Genomic DNA, 21,980 nt, shown 5'->3' on the forward strand with positions numbered 1-21,980 from the left:
TTTTTTAAACTCGCTTTACCTTGCTTTATAAATTAGCAAGTTAGGTGATTAGTCATCAAATAAACTGTCTTCAATACGCTCTAGTTCGTCACGTAGTTTATAAACAAATTTTAGTTTACGAACATTATCTGCAGCAGCTTGGTATTGCTGCTCGTCGTTACTTGCTAATTGCTGTGCAAGTTGTGCACTGTATTGTTCGTTAAGTTGCTTGATTTGCTTTTCAAAATTAGCGATTGCAGTGTCAGGATCGCTCGCTGACGTTAGCTCTTCTAACTCTTCGCGAAGTTCCATTTGCTGCATTAAAAATGCCGGATCTTGCAAGGTTTGTTGCTCAGCACGAATATCGACACCCAACTCACTTAACATATATTCGGCACGCTTTACTGGGTGCTTTAATATTTGTAGTGCGTCGTTAATTTCTGCGGCGCTTTGCACGGCCATTAATTTATCGCGACTGCTGGCGTTGGCATGGCGATCGGGGTGCACTGCACGCTGTAGCTCTAAGTAGTGCTTGTTAACTATTACTAAATCAATATTGTAGTCAACTGGTATTGCAAATAACTCAAAATAGCGCATAACTTCAACCAATAATATTCAGAAATTAATTTCAAAAATAACAAAGCCCTACGTTTATTGGCAGGGCTTGTTTTATACCCAAGTAACTTAGGTATTCAAAACACGTTTAAATTTAAACGGTAAAGCTTTCGCCACAACCACACTCGTCAGCTTGATTAGGGTTAGTAAATTTAAACCCTTCATTCAAGCCTTCTTTAGTGTAATCGAGCTGCGTGCCGTCAATGTAAACTAAGCTTTTAGCATCAACAATTAAGGTAACGCCTTTTGCTACAAATGTTTCGTCGTCGTCGTTTAGCTCGTCAACAAACTCAAGTACATAGGCAAGACCTGAACAGCCCGTCGTTTTAATGCCAACGCGCAGGCCTAAACCTTTACCGCGATTTGCTAAAAATGATTGTACGCGGTTTGCTGCCGCATCTGTCAATGTCACTGCCATGGAACTCTCTTACTTCGCTTGTTTACTTTTATAATTTGCAATTGCTGCTTGAATTGCATCTTCGGCTAAAATTGAACAGTGAATTTTCACTGGTGGTAACTCTAGCTCTGCACTTATATCAGTATTTTTAATAGTCGCTGCTTGCTCTAGTGTTTTGCCTTTAACCCACTCTGTTACCAGTGAAGATGAAGCAATTGCACTACCACAACCATACGTTTTAAATTTTGCATCTTCGATAATACCATCGGCAGATACTTTAATTTGTAACTTCATTACGTCACCACATGCTGGTGCGCCTACCATACCCGTTGCCACTGACGGATCATTTTTGTCTAAAACACCTACGTTACGTGGGTTTTCTACGTGGTCGATTACTTTATCACTGTAAGCCATAATTCTATCCTCACTACCTGCTAGGTATGTACTCGCACTATTATTAGTGGTGAGCCCATTCAACTGAATCTAAATCAATACCTTCTTGATGCATCTCCCAAAGTGGAGACATTTCACGTAGGCGACCGATAGAGTTTTTCATTAATTCAACGGTGTAATCAATCTCTTCTTCGGTGGTAAAACGACCAATACTAAAACGAATTGAGCTATGTGCTAATTCGTCGTTACGGCCAAGTGCACGTAAAACATAAGAAGGCTCTAAGCTTGCTGACGTACAGGCTGAACCTGACGATACTGCAATGTCTTTTACTGCCATTAGTAACGACTCACCTTCAACAAAGTTAAAGCTGATATTTACAATGCCTGGTACTGATTGGTCTTGTGTACCGTTAAAGTACACTTCTTCCATATCACTCATAATACCGTCAATTAAGCGCTTACGTAGGGCGCTTATATGTGCATGGTCTTTTTCGAAATCTTGCTTAGCAACTCTAAACGCTGTCCCCATACCCACTAACTGATGCGTAGCAAGTGTGCCAGAGCGCATACCACGTTCGTGACCGCCACCATGCATTTGTGCTTCTAGGCGAGCGCGCGGTTTACGACGAACGTAAAGTGCACCAACACCTTTAGGACCATATACTTTGTGGCCTGAGAACGACATAAAATCAACTTTAAGCTGTTGTACGTCAATTAATACTTTACCTGCGCTTTGCGCTGCATCTACGTGGAACATAATTTTACGTTCGCGACACATTTCGCCAATAGTAGCGATATCTTGAATTACACCTAGCTCGTTATTAACATGCATGATGCTTACAAGTACGGTGTCGTCGCGCATAGTGTCGGCAAGTTTTTGTAAATCAAGTAGGCCGTTTTCTTCAACGTCCATATAGGTTACTTCAAAACCTTGACGCTCAAGCTCACGACACGTGTCGATTACAGCTTTGTGCTCAGTTTTAGCGGTAATAATATGCTTACCTTTCTTTTTGTAAAACTGTGCAGCGCCTTTTATTGCTAGGTTATTTGATTCAGTTGCACCCGAAGTGAAAACAATTTCACGTGGGTCTGCATTAATTAAATCAGCAACATCGGTACGCGCTTGATCGACCACTTCTTCAGCTTGCCAACCAAACCTATGTGAACGTGACGCAGGATTTCCAAAATTACCGTCCATTGTCAGGCATTGCATCATTTCTTTGGCAACACGTTCGTCAACAGGCGTGGTTGCTGCGTAATCTAAATAAATCGGTAACTTCATTTCTCTCTCCGCTGCAGGTCAACCTTAAAGTTGACAGCTTACTTGAATATTTTCCAACTGCTTAATTGCATCATTAACACTGTTATCTTGGCGTAATGCGATTTCTTTCACATCAGATTTCTCTACCAATTCAGCAAGGGTAATATTATCTAAAAATTCTTCTATTCGTGCGCTTAATTCTGACCACAAATTGTGAGTTAAACAGCGCATACCACTTTGGCAACCTATATCACTTTTTTGGCAACGTGTTGCATCAACTGACTCATCTACTGCATTTATCACATCACCAACAGAAATAGCGTCCGCTTTACGCCCCAATAAATAACCACCGCCAGGGCCGCGAACAGAGCTTACCAAACCGTTTTTACGTAAACGGGCAAACAACTGTTCAAGGTAAGACAAAGAAATTTCTTGTCGCTGTGAAATATCAGCAAGGGCAACAGGACCTACACCTGTGTGCAGTGCAACATCCAGCATAGCTGTAACGGCATACCTGCCTTTTGATGTTAACTTCATAACGCCCTCCGCACAAAAGAGTGCAAATTTTAATTACCAGAGTAAATTAGTCAAGTATTAAAACTTAAAACCAGTTCTTAGCTAAACACGTAATACCTGAGTGTTTTACTCAAGTATTACGTCCTATTGTAATTACCTGAGTAATTTAGTCAAGTATTAGCGCGTTATTTAATCGTAGCTTGTTATAACTAATTGCTATAACCATTATTATTTAGGTATCGACTTATTTATAGAGGTTAAAATACCACGTAAAATGTTCATTTCAGCATCTTCAGGGCGAGCACGATTAAACATACGACGTAACTTGGTCATAACCATGCCTGGGTGCTGCTTAATGATAAACCCAGTATTAAACAGTGTCTCTTCAAGATGCCCGTAAAATAACTCAGTTTGTTTTGAGCTAGGGTAAACGGTGTCATCTTCTTCGGCTATTTTAGGTTGCTGATTTAAAAACGCCATTCGCGTTTCGTAGCATAATGTTTGCACTGCCATAGCTAAATTAAGCGAGCTGTACTCTGGATTTGCCGGAATACATACATGATAATTGCAAAGCTGTAATTCATCGTTGCTCAAGCCGCTATTTTCACGACCAAACACCAAAGCAACCGGGCCATTAACTGCTTCGCTTACTAGCTTTTCACCACATTCACGTGGTTCAACCATAGGCCAAGATAGTGTGCGAGAGCGCGCACTCGTGCCAATAGTTAACGCGCAATCGGCAATTGCATCAGCAACAGTATCAACAATCACAGCATTACCTAAAACATCACTTGCTCCAGCGGCTAATGCACTGGCATGGCTGTCGATTTCACACGCTGGGTCGACTAAATAAAGCTTTGATAAGCCCATGGTTTTCATGGCGCGAGCCGCCGAGCCAATATTACCTGAGTGTGATGTGTTAACTAAAACAACGCGAATATCATCTAAGATCATTGCTGTGCTACTTTGTTTGCTGCAAAAAATTGCGCAAATTCTACCATGTAATTAAAAACACGGCTACGATAAGCGCAGCCGTGAATAGGGTTCAGCTCAAAATACAAACCATGTTTAGGTTTATATACCAGCTTATTTAAAGCACACACTTAGTGATCGCAAGCCAACACCCTTTACTTATGTCCAAACACTGCGCTGCTTTTATCTTTTATTAAATCAAATAGCAGTAATTAAGCTGTTCCGCCTACTGTTAACTTGTCTATTTTCAAACTAGGTTGACCCACCCCAACAGGGACGCTTTGGCCGTCTTTACCGCACACGCCAACGCCTTTATCAAGCGCAAGGTCGTTACCTACCATAGATATTTGCTGCATTACTTCTGGGCCGTTACCTATTAAGGTTGCGCCTTTAATTGGTTGGGTAATTTTACCGTTTTCGATTAAATAGGCTTCTGATGCGCTAAATACAAATTTACCTGACGTTATATCAACTTGTCCGCCACCAAAATTAGGCGCAAACACGCCTTTTTTAACACTACTGATAATATCTGCTTGGCTGTGCTCACCGCCTAACATGTAAGTGTTGGTCATGCGTGGCATAGGTAAATGTGCGTACGATTCACGACGTGCGTTACCCGTTGGGCTAACGCCCATTAGGCGCGCGTTCATTTTATCTTGCATGTAGCCTTTTAAAATACCGTTTTCGATAAGTACGTTATAGGCCGCAGGTGTGCCTTCGTCGTCTACGTTAAGTGAGCCACGACGATCAGCCATAGTGCCATCATCAACCACAGTACATAGCTCAGACGCTACTTTTTGCCCTACTTTGCCGCTAAACGCCGATGCGCCTTTACGGTTAAAATCGCCCTCTAGGCCGTGGCCTACGGCTTCGTGTAATAATACACCTGGCCAGCCATTTCCTAGCACCACTTCCATGGTTCCTGCTGGCGCATCAATGGCTTCTAGGTTTACCTTTGCTTGGCGTACTGCCTCTTCTGCAAACTCCATCCAACGTGGTTTACCCTCTACTAACTCTTTAAAATAACCATAATCTAAACGCGCACCACCACCGGCTCCACCGCGTTCACGACGACCATTTTTTTCAAGTAGTACTGAACAATTTAAACGAATAAGTGGGCGAATATCGGTGGCAAAAGTACCGTCGCTAGCGGCAATAAGTACTTCTTCGTACACGGCCGACATTGAACTTATTACTTGCTCTGCGTCGGGTGCTAGTTCACGAATATAGTTTTCAAGCTCTCGTAACAAATTTACTTTATCGGTATCGCTCATACTTGAAATTGGCTGATGCGGGGCAAACTGCTGCTTTGCAGTTACATCGCTAAATACTTGAATTGATTTATTTTCACCGGCCTCAGCAATACTACGCGCTGCAGTTGCGGCTTTATTAAGTGCTTCAAGGGTGATTGCATCTGAGTACGAAAAACCGGTTTTTTCGCCGCTTACTGCGCGTACACCTACGCCTCGTTCAACATTGTATGAACCTTCTTTTACTAAGCCGTCTTCAAGTACCCATGATTCATGGTGACTTGATTGAAAGTATAAATCAGCGTAATCCACCTTATGTTGATGAATGTAGGCGAGCGTTTTTTCGAGTTCTTCTCGATTTAGCTGGCTGTCGTGTAATAAATGCTGTTCAACCGTATTCATAATAAATGCTCTCTAAATCGTTGATGAGATTGCACTGGCATATCTCGTCGAATTTTGTGTAATTGCTTTAAATCTAACGTGGCGCTTATAAAACCTGTACCCGTGGGCAACTCACTTAATGTATCTCCCCAAGGAGACAGAACTATACTGTGGCCATAGGTTTGGCGGCCATTTTCATGTGCTCCATATTGCGCTGCAGCAATCACATAACACTGTGTTTCTATTGCACGAGCCGCCAATAAAGGTTGCCAATGGGCTTGTCCGGTCACTACCGTAAAGGCGCTAGGGACTAATATAACTTCTGCACCTTGGCGTACAAGTTGAGTATATAAAGTACTAAAACGCAGATCATAACATACTGTTAAGCCTATTTTACCAAAGGGAGAGTCGACAACAACAACTTCATTTCCTGCTTGAGTAAAGTCTGATTCTCGATAGCTGGCTGTTGAATCGTCAACTGTTACATCAAATAAATGCATTTTATTGTAGCTGGCAACTAGCTCACCTTGAGCATTAAATAAGTGCGACGCGGCGTAATATTTATTGTCGTTATAAGGCTCTGGCATAGTACCAGCGCTTAACCAAATATTATGCAATTGGCACAGCTCGCTTAACTGCTGCTTATAACGCTCTGCATGCTTAGCCACTTTTAAGGTATCGTTACCCGATTTACTAAACACTAAAAAGGCTTCAGGCAAGCACACTAATAGTGGCCTTGTAGTGGGTAATTGTTGTAACTGATTAACTAGCGTTTGTATGTTTTGCTCCGGATCAACCCCTGAGCACATTTGCAGAGCAATAATTGTCGGAATTGCTTCACTCATAAGGTAGCACTCATTAGCTATTTCTCATTGACTATTTCTCATTGGGTAACGCTCACCTCAGCGTCTTTTAGTTTAAGCTTTGTTGCTGCTTGAGGCTGATTTTGCGCCGCTTGTGGTAGCGTTACTTCACGACTTTTACGGTCAAGTTCTTGTACTTGCGGGTCATTCATTTTACCGGTTACTTTAAAGTTTATTTCGGAAATAACGCGCGCCGAGTGAATCACTTTATCTATAGCAAGCGCAGCAAGGCCGGTAACGGGGTTAACCATCCAAGCTACTATTATAGGTATGCTGGAGGTTACTTGCGGCGCAACCGCTAGGTCGTAGTCTATTTCTAGGGTATTTAAATTAGCATAACCTTTAATGGTTAAGTCGGCTGGTACACCATCCATTTTAGTATCTTGAGTGTAGGCAATGCCTTTATCAAGCTGCATTGTGCCTTGCATGCTGTTATAAAAAAAACCTTTGGAAAACACATCTCTAAAATCGAGTTTTAATTTACGCACTAGTGAATCTAGGCTCAGTAACGAGAACACCCGCGCGCCACCATCACTAACCTCAGTTAAATGTCCTTCGCCTAAACGCCAATCAATATTGCCCGACAGACTTGCTACATCAAGGTTATACGGGGCTGCTTGCCATGCAAGATTATAGTTAATGGTTGCGTTTGAATCTTTAATTGCAGTGGTTAAGTCAAACTCATTAAATAATGCGCCTATATCCTCACTTTTAAGCTCACCGCTGAGTTGCGTTTGGCCATTTTGCCACTGCCCATGGGTGCGTAAAATATGATCGTTCTTATCAACCACTAACTCAGAAATAACAAGCCGCTTACCATCCCCCAATAAAGACGCGCTTACTTTACCTAACTGATACTGACTCACCTTACAGTCGCCACATTCAAATTCTATTGCGGGTAGCTGAGTAAGCCAGCTTACGTCATCGGCTGTTTCTGTGCTTGCAACTGGCTTAACGTTTGCAGGTTCAATAAAGTTAACCCTTAAATAATCGCTATTAATTCGAATCGGCTGGCTGGCTTGCGAGATAGGAATTAACACCCCTGCACGCAACTCTTTAGCATTTAACTTTAGGTATAAATCGTTTTGGGTAGGTGCTAAGCGCATTTCAAAGTCATTAAATTGCACGTCACTAATATTAAGTTTTTCTATATTAGCAAGTACTTCATGCAGTGGTGGCATAACACTAGCTGATGCTTGCTCTGAGCCTTGCTTAGATACATTTATAATTTGCTCAATTAACTCTAGCCACGGAAGCAAATCGGTTTGTGGTAAATTAATACTAACCGCTAAATCTTTTTTATTAAGCCCTAAATCATTTTTACCGATAACAAAATGAGCATTGTTAAAGTGGGTGTTGGCGTTATCTAAAATGGCGTTAAAATAAAATAGCTGCTTTATATTAGCGGTAATTAAGTTAGATATATTATCGCCTTGAATAACTGCATTGAGTGGCCATGCTTGCTCGCTGCTTTTAGTATAGTCACCCGGTAAAGTACTGCTTAAACCAATTAATGACGAGGTTACTTGCGCACGATAATCAAACCCTTGTTCGGTAAAGTTAAGCACTAAACCAATATCGGCTGCACTTTTCCCGCTAAGGTAGTTTTTTAATAACCCTTGGCCGCTCGCAATAAGAGTCTCGGCATCTAGCTGCGCTTTTATGTTTATATTGGCGCGATAATCTTGCTCAATACTTTTGCTGTCATAGTTAATATTGAGTGGCATGCCCAACCATGTTGCAGTGGCATTAGTGAGGGTTATTTCATTGTTTTTAAAATGCAGCTCGCCGTTTAAGTTATCCAGTTCAATGCCTGGAGTCGCAATATAAACAGGTAAGTCTATTAAATTTACTTTGCCGCTCACACTTGCACCATTAGCAAATTTAGAACCAATTAACAGCTCTATATCTGCACTAGCTTCGCCTTTACCTTGCACAATTTTAAAAATTTCAGCAAGCGGGCTGGCAAGTGGCGTGGCCGCAAAAAAGTAGTGCATTTTTTCAAGCTCGGCTTGCTTATCTATTTTAACTACTAGCTCATCGGCATGCATTAAATCGCTAATGCTAACGCGTACACTACTACCCACAGCTAAATTTACTAACTTGCCTTGCTGGCTATAAATATCCATGCGCTCGTTGGCAAAATGTAACTGGGCGCTGGCGTTAGTAACTGCAGGCCAGTCGGGATCAAACTGATAAGTGGCGTTATCTATTTGTGCTAACACATCAAACTGCCCAGAGCCGTCACTAAATGGAAAGCCTGTTAGCGGGCCTGCAAAAAGCACTTGTGCTTTTGACACTTCACCGCCTTTTATAGCGCCATTTAAATAGCTAACTAATTCAGGGCTCATCGCTTTTAAAGGAAAATAGTGCCCAGCAATACTCGCGTCGGGTGCAAATGCTTCGGCGTATAAATCTAAACGCGGTTCGTCGCCTAAGCTAAGCTGCATTTCTGCAGCAAAGGTTACTTCATCATTATTAAACCAAATATTGTCACTACTAATGTGCCAAGCATTACTGCGCTTGGCTAAATTGAGCTCTATATTTAATTGCTCATAATCTATATTTTGGCTAAAACTATCACCGGTAATTAGGCTGTTATTTTCACCAAACAGGGTAATTCGCCCGTATTGCTGATTAACCAGAGCACTAACTCGCAGTTCTTGTGCGGCAGGTATTGCGTGCTGCTCTTGCCAGCCAATATTATCGGCTTCAAACCACAGCTGCCATTGCTCACTATTGGTATAGTCTAAGTAAGCTTGCTTTATTTGCCCACTAGGTTGGCGCTGTAAAAATGGCGTTAGGTTATTAAAGTTAGTCAGCTCGGCTAAATCGCTAAGTAGCGCTATATCAACTTGCTGTAACCAAATTTTATTTTGCTTACCCAGCAGTGCCTCAAACTCTAAACTCGGCCAGCTTTTATCATTACTATTAAACGCTAACCCCGTGCTTTTCAACCGCCAGCTTTTTTGTTCAGGAAATAAATGAAATCCCCCTTCGCTTAGGCTCAGCTGTTGTTTTTCTCCAGCCAACTCCCAACGTGCAAAACTAGGTAACCACTGTACTTTAACATCACTCACTAAACCTTGATTAAGCTCTAACCAAGCTTGTAAGTTTATGTTGCTGTGCAGTTGCTGTTTTTCGGTATTAATATATTGCGCTAACCAGTTAGATACATCTACCTCATTAGCTTGCACATACATGTCGCCTGCCATTTTTTCAATAGTATCGCCTTTGAGTGCAATTCGCGCATCAAAACTTCCCACCGAAATACCCGGTAATGCTAAGCTACCGCTACCTAAATGTTGCTTATTTTGATTTTGCCAAACAATATTCTCTAACAGTAACTTACGCTCAGTACCGTCTTCTAAAATAAAGTTAATGCTGGAGTTTTCTATTGCGAAGTGGCCTGTGTCACCCAAAAATAGCTCTTCTATTAACTCTTTTTGTTCAAACGACACTTCGCCTTCATTTTTGGCAATTAAATTAGCTACTTTAATACTGGTATGAAAGCCATTTATTACAAAGTAGTTTGACTTTAATTGCAGCGTTTTTAAGCTTTCCCACAAGTTAAGCTCTAAGCTGGTTTTAGCTATAGTGAGTGCAATAGGTGCAGTTTGGTTGTCTTTAAATGATAGGTTTTCGAGCACTAAAGCAGGCCCGCTACCTTGCCAACTTGCTGAAATAGAGCCGATTGATAAACTAATATCAAACTTGGTATGTAGGTAGTTCTCTATATTATCTTTATAGTCGTTTGCATAAGGTAGGGTATATTTTAAAATAGAAACAGTCACGGCCAGTAACACTAAAATTATGGCACACGTTTGCCATAACTTTCTAAAACAAAAAAAACAGACCGCTTTTGCTTTCATTACATCATTACCACATCAAACTGCTCTTGGCTGTATAAACTCTCAACTTGAATATTGACCTGTTTGCCAATAAATAGTTCTAACTCGGCTAAGTTATGATATTCATCGTTTAGTAATGCTTCACATACCGCTGGCGCGGCATAAACCACAAACTTATCTGCATCGTAAGCACGATTAACCCTCACTATTTCGCGCAGTAATTCGTAGCACACTGTTTCTACTGTTTTTTGTGAACCACGACCAGAACACGCAGGACAAACATCACATAATATATGTTCTAAGCTTTCGCGGGTGCGCTTACGGGTCATTTCTACTAAACCTAATGCCGACAAGCCATTAATATTAGCTTTAGCACGATCTTTTGCTAATGCCGATTCGAGCGAATGCATTACGCGGCGTTTATGATCTTCACTTACCATATCGATAAAATCGATAATAATAATACCGCCTAAATTACGCAGCCTAAGCTGGCGCGCAATAGCAGAAGTTGCTTCAACATTGGTATTAAAAATGGTTTCTTCTAAATTACGATGACCAACAAATGCACCAGTATTAACATCAACCGTGGTCATCGCTTCGGTTTGATCGATAATTAAATAGCCACCCGATTTAAGGGTTACTTTACGATGCAGCGCTTTTTGTATTTCGTTTTCAACATCAAACAAATCAAAAATGGGGCGCTCACCCGGATAATATTCAAGCACTTGCGACAAAATTGGCACAAACTCTTCGGTAAATAATTTAAGCTCTTGGTAGGTTAGTTTAGAGTCAACCCTAATGCGTTCCATGTCTTCGCCCACATAGTCACGTAGCGTTCTAAAAGCAAGGGTTAAGTCTTCATGTAAGATACTGGCTTTACTGGTTTTTTTACGGCGTGACACCACTTTTTGCCACAATTTTTGTAAAAATGCAGCATCGTGCCTTAATTCGGCTTCGCTTGCGCCTTCTGCGGCGGTTCGCACAATAAAGCTGCCGTTTTCATCGCTGTATTCAGCAACGATTTTCTTTAATCTGCCACGCTCTTCTTCTGTTTCTATACGCTGGCTTACGCCAACGTGGGTGGCGTCGGGCATAAACACTAAATAGCGAGAAGGTATGGTAATGTCGGTAGTTAAACGCGCGCCTTTAGTACCCAGTGGATCTTTTACCACTTGCACCATAATATATTGCCCTTGGCGCACTAGCTCACGAATATCTTGTACTTTTTTAATCGGGGTATCGTCAACACCTTCAACAATAGAGGCGCTATTTACAATATCTGAGGCGTGTAAGAATGCAGCTTTTTCAAGGCCTATATCAACAAAGGCGGCTTGCATGCCGGGTAAAACACGGCTAATTTTTCCTAAGTAAATATTACCAACAATCCCTAAATTGCCAATTCGCTCTAATTGTATTTCTTGTAGAACACCGTTTTCTATTAGGGCAACACGGCTTTCACTTGGCGTGACATTAATTAGTAATTCTATACTCATGCTAGCCTCTTAAGAATGTTTGTAATAATTGTTCGGTCTCGTATAAAGGTAAGCCTACTACAGCAAAATAGCTACCCGAAATATGAGTAACAAATCGACCGCCTAAGCCTTGAATGCCATATCCTCCTGCTTTATCTTGTGGCTCGCCACTTTGCCAGTAGGTATGTATTTCATCATCGCTGAGGGTTTTAAAAGTAACATTAGTACTTACTACGCAGCTAAGCACCTTATCTGTTGTTGCAAAAGCAACCGCGGTTAATACCTGGTGAGTATTGCCCGACAAGCGCTTTAATGTATGGGTAAAGTCATTTTCATCACAAGGCTTACCAAGTGATTTATTGTCAATAACCACTACGGTATCGCTGCCTAGCACTGGGCGATCGGTATAACCAAGTGCTACACCCGACTGCGCCTTTAAACGCGCTAAGCGCTCTACATAATCATAAGGTGGTTCATTGGGGAGTTGGCTCTCGTCGGCATCAACACTAAACTGTGTAAATTCGATTCCTAGTTGCGTTAAAAGCTCTTTACGGCGAGGCGAGGCAGATGCCAAATATACGGCGTTGGTCATTATCTGATCCTAAAATGTCTACGGTATTTACGCAGTAATAAAAACACCCATACCCAACTCAACATACCTGTAAGCACAGGCCATAAGTATTGCGGGCTAAAGTACACACCCAATAAAAAGTGATTTAGCCAAAACTGCATTAAGTGATAGAGAGTTAAAAATAAGCCAATTAATAAGCTTTGTTGCCATAGCGAAAAGTTACGGATTTTTTGAAAATTACTGGCGGTAACAAAAATACAGATTGAATAAGTAAGTGAATTAACCCCTAGCGGCGAACCAGAAGCTAAATCTATTAATAAGCCTACAATCCATGCGGTTCCTATATTTAAACGATGTGGCACAGCAAGTGACCAATACATTAATACCAATAGCACCCAGTCAGGACGAAAGGATTCAAACGAAAACGGTAACGGCATCAAAGCCATTACTAACGCAAAAAAAATGCTCAGTGCAATTAACAACGAATAACGATTAATCATCGCTAACCTGCTCCTGTTGATTTCGCCACAGCACTACTAATAATCTAATACGATCTAGCTGCGCTATGGGTTCTGCATAAACTTGTGCAAACGGCTGGCCTTCATCGCGATTTATTTCAGTAACTACGGCAACGGGGTAGCCCTCCGGAAAGATGCCTCCAAGACCTGAGGTCACTAATACATCGCCAATACGTACATCTAGGCTATGCGGTACATGAGAGAGCTTAACAACATTAATTTTACCTATGCCTTCAACCACTGTACGCACATCGTTACGTAAAATACGTACCGGCGTAGCGTGGGTAGTGTCGGTCATTAATAACACGCGCGAGGTGGTTGAGCCTACTTTGGTAAGCTGCCCTACTACACCCATATCATCAATTACGGCTTGGCTTTCGCTAAGTCCATTGGTGGTTCCTCGGTTTATAACAACTTGATGGCTATACGGGTTTGAATGAACTGACAGTACTTGCGCAATAATTTTACGATTTGACGGTTTAGCCGATGAGCCTAATAAGGCGCGCAATTTTTGATTCTCTCTGCTCAAAAACTGGTATTGCTGTAGCTGCTCGCTTTGCAGCATTTGCTTTTTTTTCAGCGCTTCATTTTCGGTAAGTAATTGATCGCGGGTATGTAAGCTTTTTGCACCAAAGCTAAATACTTCGTAGGGTAAATTAGCCACATAAATTAATGGGCTAACCAGTGTATTTAAACTAGTACGAACGTTTGTTCCACCTTCGGTGTACTTATCGCCAATAATCAGTATGACACTCAAAAGCACTGCGACAAAGAGTCGCAGTTGCAAGGAAACGGTTTGTGCAAACATTGATTTCATTAGTCGTAACTAAATACATCACCGCCGTGCACGTCTATCATTTCAAGCGCTTTACCACCACCACGGGCAACACATGTAAGCGGATCATCAGCAACCACAACTGGAATACCAGTCTCTTCCATTAATAAACGATCTAAATCTTTTAGTAATGCACCACCACCGGTTAACACCATACCGTGTGCTGAAATATCTGACGCTAGCTCTGGCGGTGATTGCTCAAGGGCAACCATTACAGCACTAACAATTCCCATTAATGGCTCTTGTAGCGCTTCAAGAATTTCGTGCGAGTTTAATATAAATGAGCGCGGTACGCCTTCGGCTAAATTACGGCCACGCACTTCAATTTCGATTGGTTCATCGGTTTTAAAAGCAGAACCAATTTGATGCTTAATATTTTCAGCAGTAGCTTCGCCTATCAGGCTACCAAAGTTACGACGCACATAATTAATAATTGCCTCGTCAAACTTATCGCCACCAATACGTACCGACGAGGAGTAAACTACGCCGTTTAACGAAATAATAGCCACTTCGGTAGTACCGCCACCAATATCAACAACCATAGAACCTGTGGCTTCTGATACCGGTAAACCTGCACCAATTGCCGCAGCCATTGGCTCTTCAATTAAATACACTTCGCGAGCACCCGCTCCCATTGCAGATTCACGTATTGCACGTTTTTCTACTTGGGTTGCACCACAAGGCACACATATAAGTACACGTGGACTTGGACGCATAAAGTTATTGTTATGCACTTGCTTAATAAAATGCTGTAACATTTTTTCGGTAACATAAAAATCGGCAATTACGCCGTCTTTCATTGGTCGAATAGCTTTAATGTTACCAGGCGTACGGCCTAACATCTGCTTTGCTTCAGTACCTACTGAAGCAACGCTTTTAGGCCCACCAGCACGCTCTTGACGAATAGCAACCACTGATGGTTCGTTAAGTACTATGCCTTCTTCTTTTACATAAATGAGGGTATTGGCTGTACCCAAGTCGATCGATAGATCGTTTGAAAAAATACCACGGAGTTTTTTAAACATGAGGCTGGATGACCTTTGAAATACGTTCTTATTTAAGCTGCTTTCACTTTAATACGCTAATATAATGAGCGATATTAAGCACAGCTGCCTTTGTAATTTAGTTAAAAAAGGAAGCAAAGCTTCCTATTTATCGTTCGCGAACTAAGCGAAAACCTATGTAGTTAGCTCTAAAGTCGGGCGCTAATATTAATCGCGTTGAGGCACGTGCAAGGCTAGGCGCAAAATTCCACGCTCCACCTCTAACCGCAACATCCGACTCACCCGAGTTTTTGTTAGTCCATTCCCATACATTGCCTACGGTATCGTATAAACCAAATGCATTAGGAGAAAATGATCCTACCGGTGCAGCACTCTTGTTTGACCATTGACTACCACACCAGCCACAATTCGCTAAATTTTTACCAATATCGTTACCCCAAGGGTATTCTGTTTGACTACCTGCGCGTGCAGCGTATTCCCACTCAACCTCATTAGGTAAACGAAACTGTTGACCTGTTTGCCCTGACAACCAATCAGCATACGCTTTAGCGTCGCTATAAGTTAAACAAACAGCCGGAAAATCACTTGTTTGCTCAAACCCAGGATTACGCCAATTTAAATTAGCTTCCCATACGGGTTCGCCATTTAAATAATAGGCGCAGCCTTTACCTTGCTCAGCTTGTGTTTTGTAGCCTGTATTAGCAGCAAACTGCTCATACTCACCTACTGTCACTTCTTTGCTTTGCATAGCAAAAGAGTTGGCAATTACTTTTTCAATAACTGGGCGCTCATTGGCTAAACCATTGCCATTAATATCGCCCATTTTAAATTTACCTGCCGGAATAACAACTACCGAAGTTTTTACATTAGCGTTTAATACACTAATGTTGTCGCTAACTTTACGAGTTGTTTGCTCTGGTTGCTCACGCGTGTATGTCGGTGCAGCAATCGACTCTGACTTTTTTACTAAATTGGCATGCACGGTTTGTGCTTTATTTAAATCAACACGTACCTGATAAGGTTTATAACCAAGCTTGCGCACTTCAATATTGTGCACACCTCGCGGTAAGCGGGTTACTAAGCGGGTTGAGCCAAAGCTAACCCCATCAATAAACACTTCGTCGTCGTATACGTTTGAGCGTAGCGTTAATTCTACTGCTTGGTTTTTATCGTTATTAGCAATAACCGAGTTGTTTGTTACCATAGGCTTTACTGCATAATCACGCACTGGTTGCTCGTTTAAACGAGCCGCCGAAACGTTGCCATTATCCGCGTGCTTACTGAATGTTAACTGACTATCTGAAAAAGTTGTGCTGTAAGTAGGCTGATATGTTGCCGCCATGGGCGTGCCGTATTCAGAGCAGTAGCGGTTATCAATGCTTAATAAGTTACATAAACGGCTACTGTTAACTTCACCACGCATAGTAACGCTTAAATTAACGTTATAATTGCCTTGGCCACTAAATGCACTTTTTACCACATGACTACTTAAAATTTGTACCTGAGCACCGGCCAAATTACGTTTGGGTTCAACTAAACGCTCTTCAGTTAAGTTAGCAAATATTTGGTCAACAAAACGCTTAGTCGCTTTTTGTAACCCCATTTGCTGTCCGCGTTGCTCACACGCTGCAAGTGTTTCGGTACGCTTACAATTAATTGTGTGATTAACCTCTAACGTGCCTTCGCGGGTAAATTCGTTACGTAAACGCTCTACTCTGGCGGTAGTTAACTGCTCTTTTAAGCTCTCTAAAGTGTTTAAAAGCGTGTGTTTAGCCACACGAATTTGCTCAATGTCTTTACGGTGGGATGCAATTGCCGCCAACTGCATAGAAATATCATCTTTATTTTGCTTGTGATCGGCCACAGCTTTTTGATAACGCGCCTGAGCAGCGGTTATATCAATGCTAGGATCATCAATTAAACGACGGTACATTTCATTCATCGCGTCGAGTGCTTGGTTTTTTTCTTTATCTAACTCGGTTGAACGTGAACGCAAAAGTTGCAACTGGGTTTGCAGTTGGCTTTCTTCTTTTAAATGTTTATCAAGTATTGTTGTAGATTTGTCATAGTCGATCTGTTTTGTACTAATCTCAGATTCAATTCCAGTTACTGTTGCTGTGTCTTGTGCAAATGCACTACTAGCCAACAAACTAGCTGAAATTAACAGAGATAAAGGAGTAATTCGCATATATTCAGTCCCAAAAAGCGGCAATTATTTGGTCGTTATTATTTTTCTAAAATAAAGCCTTATGCTATGTACTTGAAGCACAAAACACAAGCTTTGTTCAATTATTATCTAAGTTTACAACTATTCACGTGTTTCACGCCAGTAAATAACCCGATCATTCCCTCGAAAGTGGCCAAATTGTCACGGCTAGCGCATTTTAATCCCAGACTCTAGCAGGGTTGAGCGGTAATCATCGTCTAGCCCTGCCATTTTCTTTTTCCTCGCCATACTTGCTGACTTAGATGCATCTTGTTTAAAAAGCGCCATGGCTATCTTTCGCATTACATTAAACATTAATGGCCCTTGAAGTTTGCGTATTCTCGATTCATCTTCTCTGAAGTTCATATCAAGCATCCAATGCATGCTTTCAACCTGCCAGTGACTGCGTACTGCATTGAGTGCTTGCGCTGCATTTAAGTCTAATGAACTTATATACCAGCGTGTTTCAGTGGTATCCGACCCTGCCGACTTATCATGAACTTCAGCCCTGACCTTAATAATACTCGTTAAGCCAGGCCAACGATAATCCTTGCCTAACCAGCTTTTATCTATAAGTAACTGCTGGCATGTACGTGTTTCAACACGCCCATGTCCTGAGCTTATTTCGGTATGTTCATCACAATTATGCTGAGTTAACCTTTCACGCTCGCACTTGTGCCACCACGCTTCTAGTTCCTTTTGCATGCCTGAATGATTACCTTTAAGTGCAAGAATATAATCTGCTTTTTGTTGGATGATTTGTTTTGCTATTTCTTGTTGGCATCCCATCGCATCTAACGTAATGATACTGTTTTCAATATCGAGCAGGGTGAGTAATTCTGGTATTGCGGTGATTTCATTTGTTTTATTATCAACAGCCGTCTGCCCAAGCACTAACTGGTGTTGGCAACTCCATGCACTGACCGTGTGTAAGGCACTTTTTCTGTCTTTTGTGGTAAATGAACGCCGTGCGGTTTTGCCATCGATAGCGATGATATCTGCACCTGTAGTTTCAATCAGTGATGATATCCAAGATTGAAATGCCCTTTCTATTTCATTTGCTTTTAACCGACACATGACGCGACTCGAATTCAAGTATTAAGTGCAATAATTAACGCGCCACAGCATTAGCATATTTTGCAGTAATACTGGATCACGCCTTACACGTAAGGACTTTTGATAAAAGTTAATCCGGGTTTTCATATCACAGACTCCGGCTCAGTTAATTGATAAGCCGCACCCAATGCGTAGTAATATTGCGTTTCTAATTGCTGTGCTAGGTCTAGGGTTGGTTTAAAATCAATCACTTTAACTTGTAAAAACTCAGCCAACTCTGCTCTAAGTGTTAGTGACGTCAAATCGTCACACTGTAGCTGAATACTGCGAATAGGTGGCTGCTTCAACTGGCTCTCAAAAAAGTCCATAGAACGCTGAATTTCAAGTCCAAATGCCTCTACCAACTCTTGGCTTTGATCTTTATCTGACATACCCAGTAAGCCATTTAAACGCCGAGTAAGTAATAGCTGCCCATCGCGAATAATTAAAATACGTGGCTCAAAGCTGGCATGCTGCACAATGAGCATGTGGGCGTCTTTACTCGTGCCGAGTAGAGTTACAAGAGTCATTTCCTCTGATGTCATAGTCCGTAAAAGAGGCTTTACCTGCTTAAAACTATCTATAAACGGCAATAACTGCAGCTTACTGGTAATAAACACGTTCATTTTTTTACTTTGCATCGGCAATGTAATTGGATAATCAATAAAATCAGCAACAATATTTTCAGGATCAATATCGACTAGATCTTTCGTTGTCCACGGTAGCGATTGAATGATCTCTTCATCACTTAGTGCGGGTTTTTCTATTTGTACAATTTGATAAAGAGAATGAGGAATAACTAAGTTCACTGCGCACACATCACTACTAACCTGTTGCGTACATAGCGTAATTGCAGCAGTATAGTCATGTTTTTCAGTGATCTCTACACTGTGATATTTGTGTATTTTCCAGTGTCCATACTATTTTTTTAAACAGACTGCATTAACGGTATTAGCATATGTTGCTACACCCACAACTGTATTTTTATCTAAACTACGCTTGAACAAGGAAAACAGTGAAAACAGTTTTCTTTTCATATAGCTACTATTATTATTAGTCGATGTACTAACTGCCGTACATTTTCATTACTTTGCCAAGTGATTATCATAAACAATGTTAAATAAACTTAAAATAAATGAAAACAACCAAATACAACAAATAGATAGTGATTTATTAAAGCGCAAAAATATATTTTTAGGCGTTAAGCGCGATGATCTACTCCACCCCCTCATAAGTGGAAATAAATGGCGAAAGCTTAAATACAATTTAGCCCAGATGCAGGCGCTTAAAAAAACTGAATTACTCACTTTTGGTGGTGCTTTTTCTAATCATATTCATGCGTGTGCGGCGGCTGGCAAGTTTTTTAATATAAAAACGCACGGGATTATTCGCGGCCCAGAACTAGACCCTAACAATCCTACACTTTTGTTCGCACAGCAATGTGGTATGCAGCTACACCCAATCACACGTATAGAGTACAAACAACGTAGCCAAAGCGATTATTTAACGCAGTTGCAATCGCGTTTCCCTAATGCCTATATTTTACCTGAAGGTGGGACAAATAAACTGGCGCTTGAGGGTTGTAAAGAGCTTGCCCTGAGCTTACCTAAGCACGACTACTTAGTTTGCCCCACAGGAAGCGGTGGCACCTTAGCGGGGCTTATTGAAGGCAGTTCAGTTAATACAACGGTACTGGGAATTGCGGTACTAAAACAAGCTGACTATTTACGCGATGAAATTAAAGCGCTTAGCCCTAAAGCCGCTTCACAAACTAATTGGCAATTATTATGTGATTTTCATGGTGGTGGTTATGGTAAGTTTTCTGCCGAACTTTGGCAGTTTTGCCAATACATGAAAACTGAGCACCAACTGCCATTAGAGCCTATTTATACTGGTAAAATGATGCATGCTTTGTGGCAATTAATTGCGCAGGACTACTTTGCGCCAGGCAGTAAAATTATTGCGGTTCATACGGGTGGGTTACAAGGATTAGATGGTTTAAAATACAGAGGACTTATTTAAAATTAATGAAATACAGTTTGTGTAAAATCAGGCAACAACTGCGTAAAATAAAACCCCTGCGCGGCATCTACCCCTAAAATAGTAAGCATTTGTAGCTCTTGTTTGGTTTCTACGTCACTAGCAAATACCGCTATATTTAATAACTGGCAAGCATTTACAATGTTTTTTACACAACTTTGTTGATGCGTGCTTGCCTCTATTGAGTGCACTAAATCGTAGGCTAATTTAACTCCTAAAACTTGTGGATAATTAACCAGTTGAATAATATGGTCGCTACTTTTAATACCATCAATAATAATCTGATAATTTAGCTTAGTTATTATTTTTAATACGCCTTGTAAACGTATTTGATATTTAAAAAAGTCTGCTGCATTTATTTCAAATTGTAGTTTATGCTCTATTTTAAAATCGCTTACTTGCGTTATTAGCCATTGCCAAAACGCTTTGTTAAACCAATTTTTAGGATGTAAGCTAATGCTAATAATTGCGGCTGAAGTATCTGCTAGTAATAGCTTTTTAACTTTGATGATAATTGCTTGATCAAATAAAAATGCGTCTTGATCATTATCTAGCTGATTAATGCCAGCATTAGCTAGCAGCAACTCATTAGCGCCACCGCGTACTCTAATCAACACTTCATGTTGCAAAATACGCCCACTATCGAGTTCAAATAAAGGCTGAAAATAAATTACAAATTTATTTTTTTTAATGCTTTTTATTATTTGGTTATTCGAAAATATATTTACTCGGCTATGGCTTATTCCCAAGCGATGACAATGCTGTAATGGGCTTTGCTGCGATAAAGTTAACGCAGACTTTGCTTGTTGATAAACCAGTGTTTGATTAGCACTTGCTCTGTAATTACACAGGCCTATTTTTACATTTTTTGCCGTTAAGTGTTTTTGATGCTTTTTACATATTGTTAGTGCACAAAAATTTAAGCGCTCAATGTACAGCTCTAACTTAATGATTGGAATATGCTTTATGGTTACCGCTAAGTTACCCGCACTTAATAATTTAACTGAAATATAGTTTAACGCAGGTAAGTTTTTTGCAAGTAGAATTTTAAAACTAGCTTCTAGATCAGTACTGGGATCAAAATGACAATGACACTCGATCAGGGCAAATATATTATAAGCTGCAGCCGTACTCTCACTCAAAGGGCGATCATTATCTAAAGTATTAATAGGCGCTGTTTCTGCCTCTATTTTATGCTTTACATTACACCTTGATTTCAATGGCGCTACTAGAGTTGCTAAATGAGTAACCCAGCGAGTTGCCGCTAATATAATTAAATTTAGCAACACAACAAGATGAGCCTTAAAGCGGTTAATAAACTTAAGCTTACCCTTTTGCATAATGCACTCGCTAGTTAAATTACTAGCTAAAGTGTTGTCTAAGATCCCAATAAGCACAAGGTAATAGTAAAAGTTTAGTATTGCATTTATAGCTAATAAATAATGTTTATAAACTTCTCTAAATAACTTAAAGCGTTACGCCCCATTTAGCTCTTGTACTATAAACGCTTTATGCGGACCCGCTGCTGGGGCGCTAGTAATAGAGTGTAAAAATGCCTCAAGAGCTTTTTTTTCTTTGCTCGTTAACGATAAAGGCTGCAGTATTTTAGATGTTTGTAGTGACAAAGGATCGTTAGGATCTTTATTAAAAACAAAGCCGCCGGCATTATAAATATTTAAAACACCTGCAATAGAAGGAAACACGCCATTATGCATCCACGGCTTACTATTCATCACATTTCTTAAGCTGGGAGTTTTAAAT

General features: G+C 40.8%; 19 protein-coding genes and 2 pseudogenes. 1 reads left to right on the plus strand and 20 read right to left on the minus strand.

Going from position 1 to position 21,980, the window contains the following annotated elements; genetic code table 11:
• Positions 1 to 48 precede the first annotated feature (48 nt).
• From hscB to AAEY55_RS02985, 18 genes and pseudogenes are all read right to left on the minus strand, one after another.
• Positions 49 to 576, minus strand: a complete 528-nt coding sequence (gene hscB, locus AAEY55_RS02905; RefSeq protein WP_041454584.1) for a co-chaperone HscB — start codon at positions 574 to 576, stop codon at positions 49 to 51.
• A gap of 112 nt (positions 577 to 688) precedes the next feature.
• A complete protein-coding gene (gene iscA / locus AAEY55_RS02910; RefSeq protein WP_011329314.1) occupies positions 689 to 1,012 on the minus strand; it encodes an iron-sulfur cluster assembly protein IscA in 324 nt (107 codons plus the stop codon).
• A 9-nt stretch (positions 1,013 to 1,021) separates the two neighbouring features.
• A complete protein-coding gene (iscU, locus tag AAEY55_RS02915) occupies positions 1,022 to 1,405 on the minus strand; it encodes a Fe-S cluster assembly scaffold IscU (RefSeq protein ID WP_011329315.1) in 384 nt (127 codons plus the stop codon).
• 43 nt (positions 1,406 to 1,448) lie between these two features.
• Complete coding sequence (locus AAEY55_RS02920; protein ID WP_011329316.1) at positions 1,449 to 2,666, minus strand: IscS subfamily cysteine desulfurase; 1,218 nt, start codon at positions 2,664 to 2,666, stop codon at positions 1,449 to 1,451.
• Positions 2,667 to 2,690: 24 nt separating this feature from the next.
• Positions 2,691 to 3,182: a Fe-S cluster assembly transcriptional regulator IscR gene (gene iscR, locus AAEY55_RS02925; RefSeq protein WP_011329317.1), complete on the minus strand. Its 492-nt coding sequence runs from the start codon at positions 3,180 to 3,182 to the stop codon at positions 2,691 to 2,693.
• Positions 3,183 to 3,389: 207 nt separating this feature from the next.
• The gene (gene trmJ, locus AAEY55_RS02930; RefSeq protein WP_011329318.1) at positions 3,390 to 4,115 is read right to left on the minus strand and encodes a tRNA (cytosine(32)/uridine(32)-2'-O)-methyltransferase TrmJ; all 726 of its coding nucleotides are present in this window, start codon (positions 4,113 to 4,115) and stop codon (positions 3,390 to 3,392) included.
• A 230-nt stretch (positions 4,116 to 4,345) separates the two neighbouring features.
• Entirely contained in the window at positions 4,346 to 5,785 is a 1,440-nt protein-coding gene (gene tldD, locus AAEY55_RS02935) for a metalloprotease TldD (RefSeq protein ID WP_011329320.1), read from the minus strand.
• The gene (locus AAEY55_RS02940; protein ID WP_192531540.1) at positions 5,782 to 6,609 is read right to left on the minus strand and encodes a carbon-nitrogen hydrolase family protein; all 828 of its coding nucleotides are present in this window, start codon (positions 6,607 to 6,609) and stop codon (positions 5,782 to 5,784) included. Before AAEY55_RS02940 ends, tldD begins: the two co-directional genes overlap by 4 nt.
• Before the next feature lie 38 nt (positions 6,610 to 6,647).
• On the minus strand, positions 6,648 to 10,499 hold the full coding sequence (locus AAEY55_RS02945) for a YhdP family protein (RefSeq protein ID WP_350549983.1): 3,852 nt from the start codon (positions 10,497 to 10,499) through the stop codon (positions 6,648 to 6,650).
• The gene (gene rng / locus AAEY55_RS02950) at positions 10,499 to 11,971 is read right to left on the minus strand and encodes a ribonuclease G (RefSeq protein ID WP_011329323.1); all 1,473 of its coding nucleotides are present in this window, start codon (positions 11,969 to 11,971) and stop codon (positions 10,499 to 10,501) included. The genes AAEY55_RS02945 and rng overlap by 1 nt, the downstream gene beginning before the upstream one ends.
• A 1-nt stretch (position 11,972) precedes the next feature.
• Positions 11,973 to 12,542: a nucleoside triphosphate pyrophosphatase gene (locus AAEY55_RS02955; RefSeq protein ID WP_179806922.1), complete on the minus strand. Its 570-nt coding sequence runs from the start codon at positions 12,540 to 12,542 to the stop codon at positions 11,973 to 11,975.
• On the minus strand, positions 12,542 to 13,021 hold the full coding sequence (mreD, locus tag AAEY55_RS02960; RefSeq protein ID WP_350549986.1) for a rod shape-determining protein MreD: 480 nt from the start codon (positions 13,019 to 13,021) through the stop codon (positions 12,542 to 12,544). Before mreD ends, AAEY55_RS02955 begins: the two co-directional genes overlap by 1 nt.
• Entirely contained in the window at positions 13,014 to 13,856 is an 843-nt protein-coding gene (gene mreC / locus AAEY55_RS02965; RefSeq protein WP_172459221.1) for a rod shape-determining protein MreC, read from the minus strand. Before mreC ends, mreD begins: the two co-directional genes overlap by 8 nt.
• Positions 13,856 to 14,899, minus strand: coding sequence for a rod shape-determining protein (locus tag AAEY55_RS02970; RefSeq protein WP_011329327.1), 1,044 nt, complete (start codon positions 14,897 to 14,899; stop codon positions 13,856 to 13,858). The genes mreC and AAEY55_RS02970 overlap by 1 nt, the downstream gene beginning before the upstream one ends.
• A 127-nt stretch (positions 14,900 to 15,026) precedes the next feature.
• The gene (locus AAEY55_RS02975) at positions 15,027 to 17,066 is read right to left on the minus strand and encodes a formylglycine-generating enzyme family protein (protein WP_350549990.1); all 2,040 of its coding nucleotides are present in this window, start codon (positions 17,064 to 17,066) and stop codon (positions 15,027 to 15,029) included.
• Between the two features lie 120 nt (positions 17,067 to 17,186).
• A pseudogene (locus tag AAEY55_RS18760) lies at positions 17,187 to 17,243 on the minus strand (hypothetical protein); the annotation flags it as partial.
• Positions 17,244 to 17,252: 9 nt separating this feature from the next.
• A pseudogene (locus AAEY55_RS02980) lies at positions 17,253 to 18,170 on the minus strand (ISAs1 family transposase); the annotation flags it as partial.
• Between the two features lie 113 nt (positions 18,171 to 18,283).
• On the minus strand, positions 18,284 to 18,988 hold the full coding sequence (locus AAEY55_RS02985) for an MSHA biogenesis protein MshI (RefSeq protein ID WP_306288429.1): 705 nt from the start codon (positions 18,986 to 18,988) through the stop codon (positions 18,284 to 18,286).
• Positions 18,989 to 19,292: 304 nt separating this feature from the next.
• On the opposite strand from AAEY55_RS02985, the gene AAEY55_RS02990 reads away from it, so the two are divergent.
• Positions 19,293 to 20,201 carry a 1-aminocyclopropane-1-carboxylate deaminase/D-cysteine desulfhydrase gene (locus AAEY55_RS02990; RefSeq protein ID WP_011329345.1) on the plus strand — a complete coding sequence of 303 codons (909 nt, stop codon included), beginning with the start codon at positions 19,293 to 19,295 and terminating at the stop codon, positions 20,199 to 20,201.
• 2 nt (positions 20,202 to 20,203) lie between these two features.
• Here AAEY55_RS02990 and AAEY55_RS02995 read toward each other — a convergent pair whose 3' ends face one another.
• Positions 20,204 to 21,559, minus strand: coding sequence for an EAL domain-containing protein (locus tag AAEY55_RS02995; RefSeq protein ID WP_350549995.1), 1,356 nt, complete (start codon positions 21,557 to 21,559; stop codon positions 20,204 to 20,206).
• A 135-nt stretch (positions 21,560 to 21,694) separates the two neighbouring features.
• On the minus strand, positions 21,695 to 21,952 hold the full coding sequence (locus AAEY55_RS03000) for a hypothetical protein (RefSeq protein ID WP_350549998.1): 258 nt from the start codon (positions 21,950 to 21,952) through the stop codon (positions 21,695 to 21,697).
• Positions 21,953 to 21,980 lie beyond the last annotated feature (28 nt).

This window comes from Pseudoalteromonas sp. 120-MNA-CIBAN-0494 (assembly GCF_040308885.1).
Taxonomy (GTDB): domain Bacteria; phylum Pseudomonadota; class Gammaproteobacteria; order Enterobacterales; family Alteromonadaceae; genus Pseudoalteromonas; species Pseudoalteromonas nigrifaciens.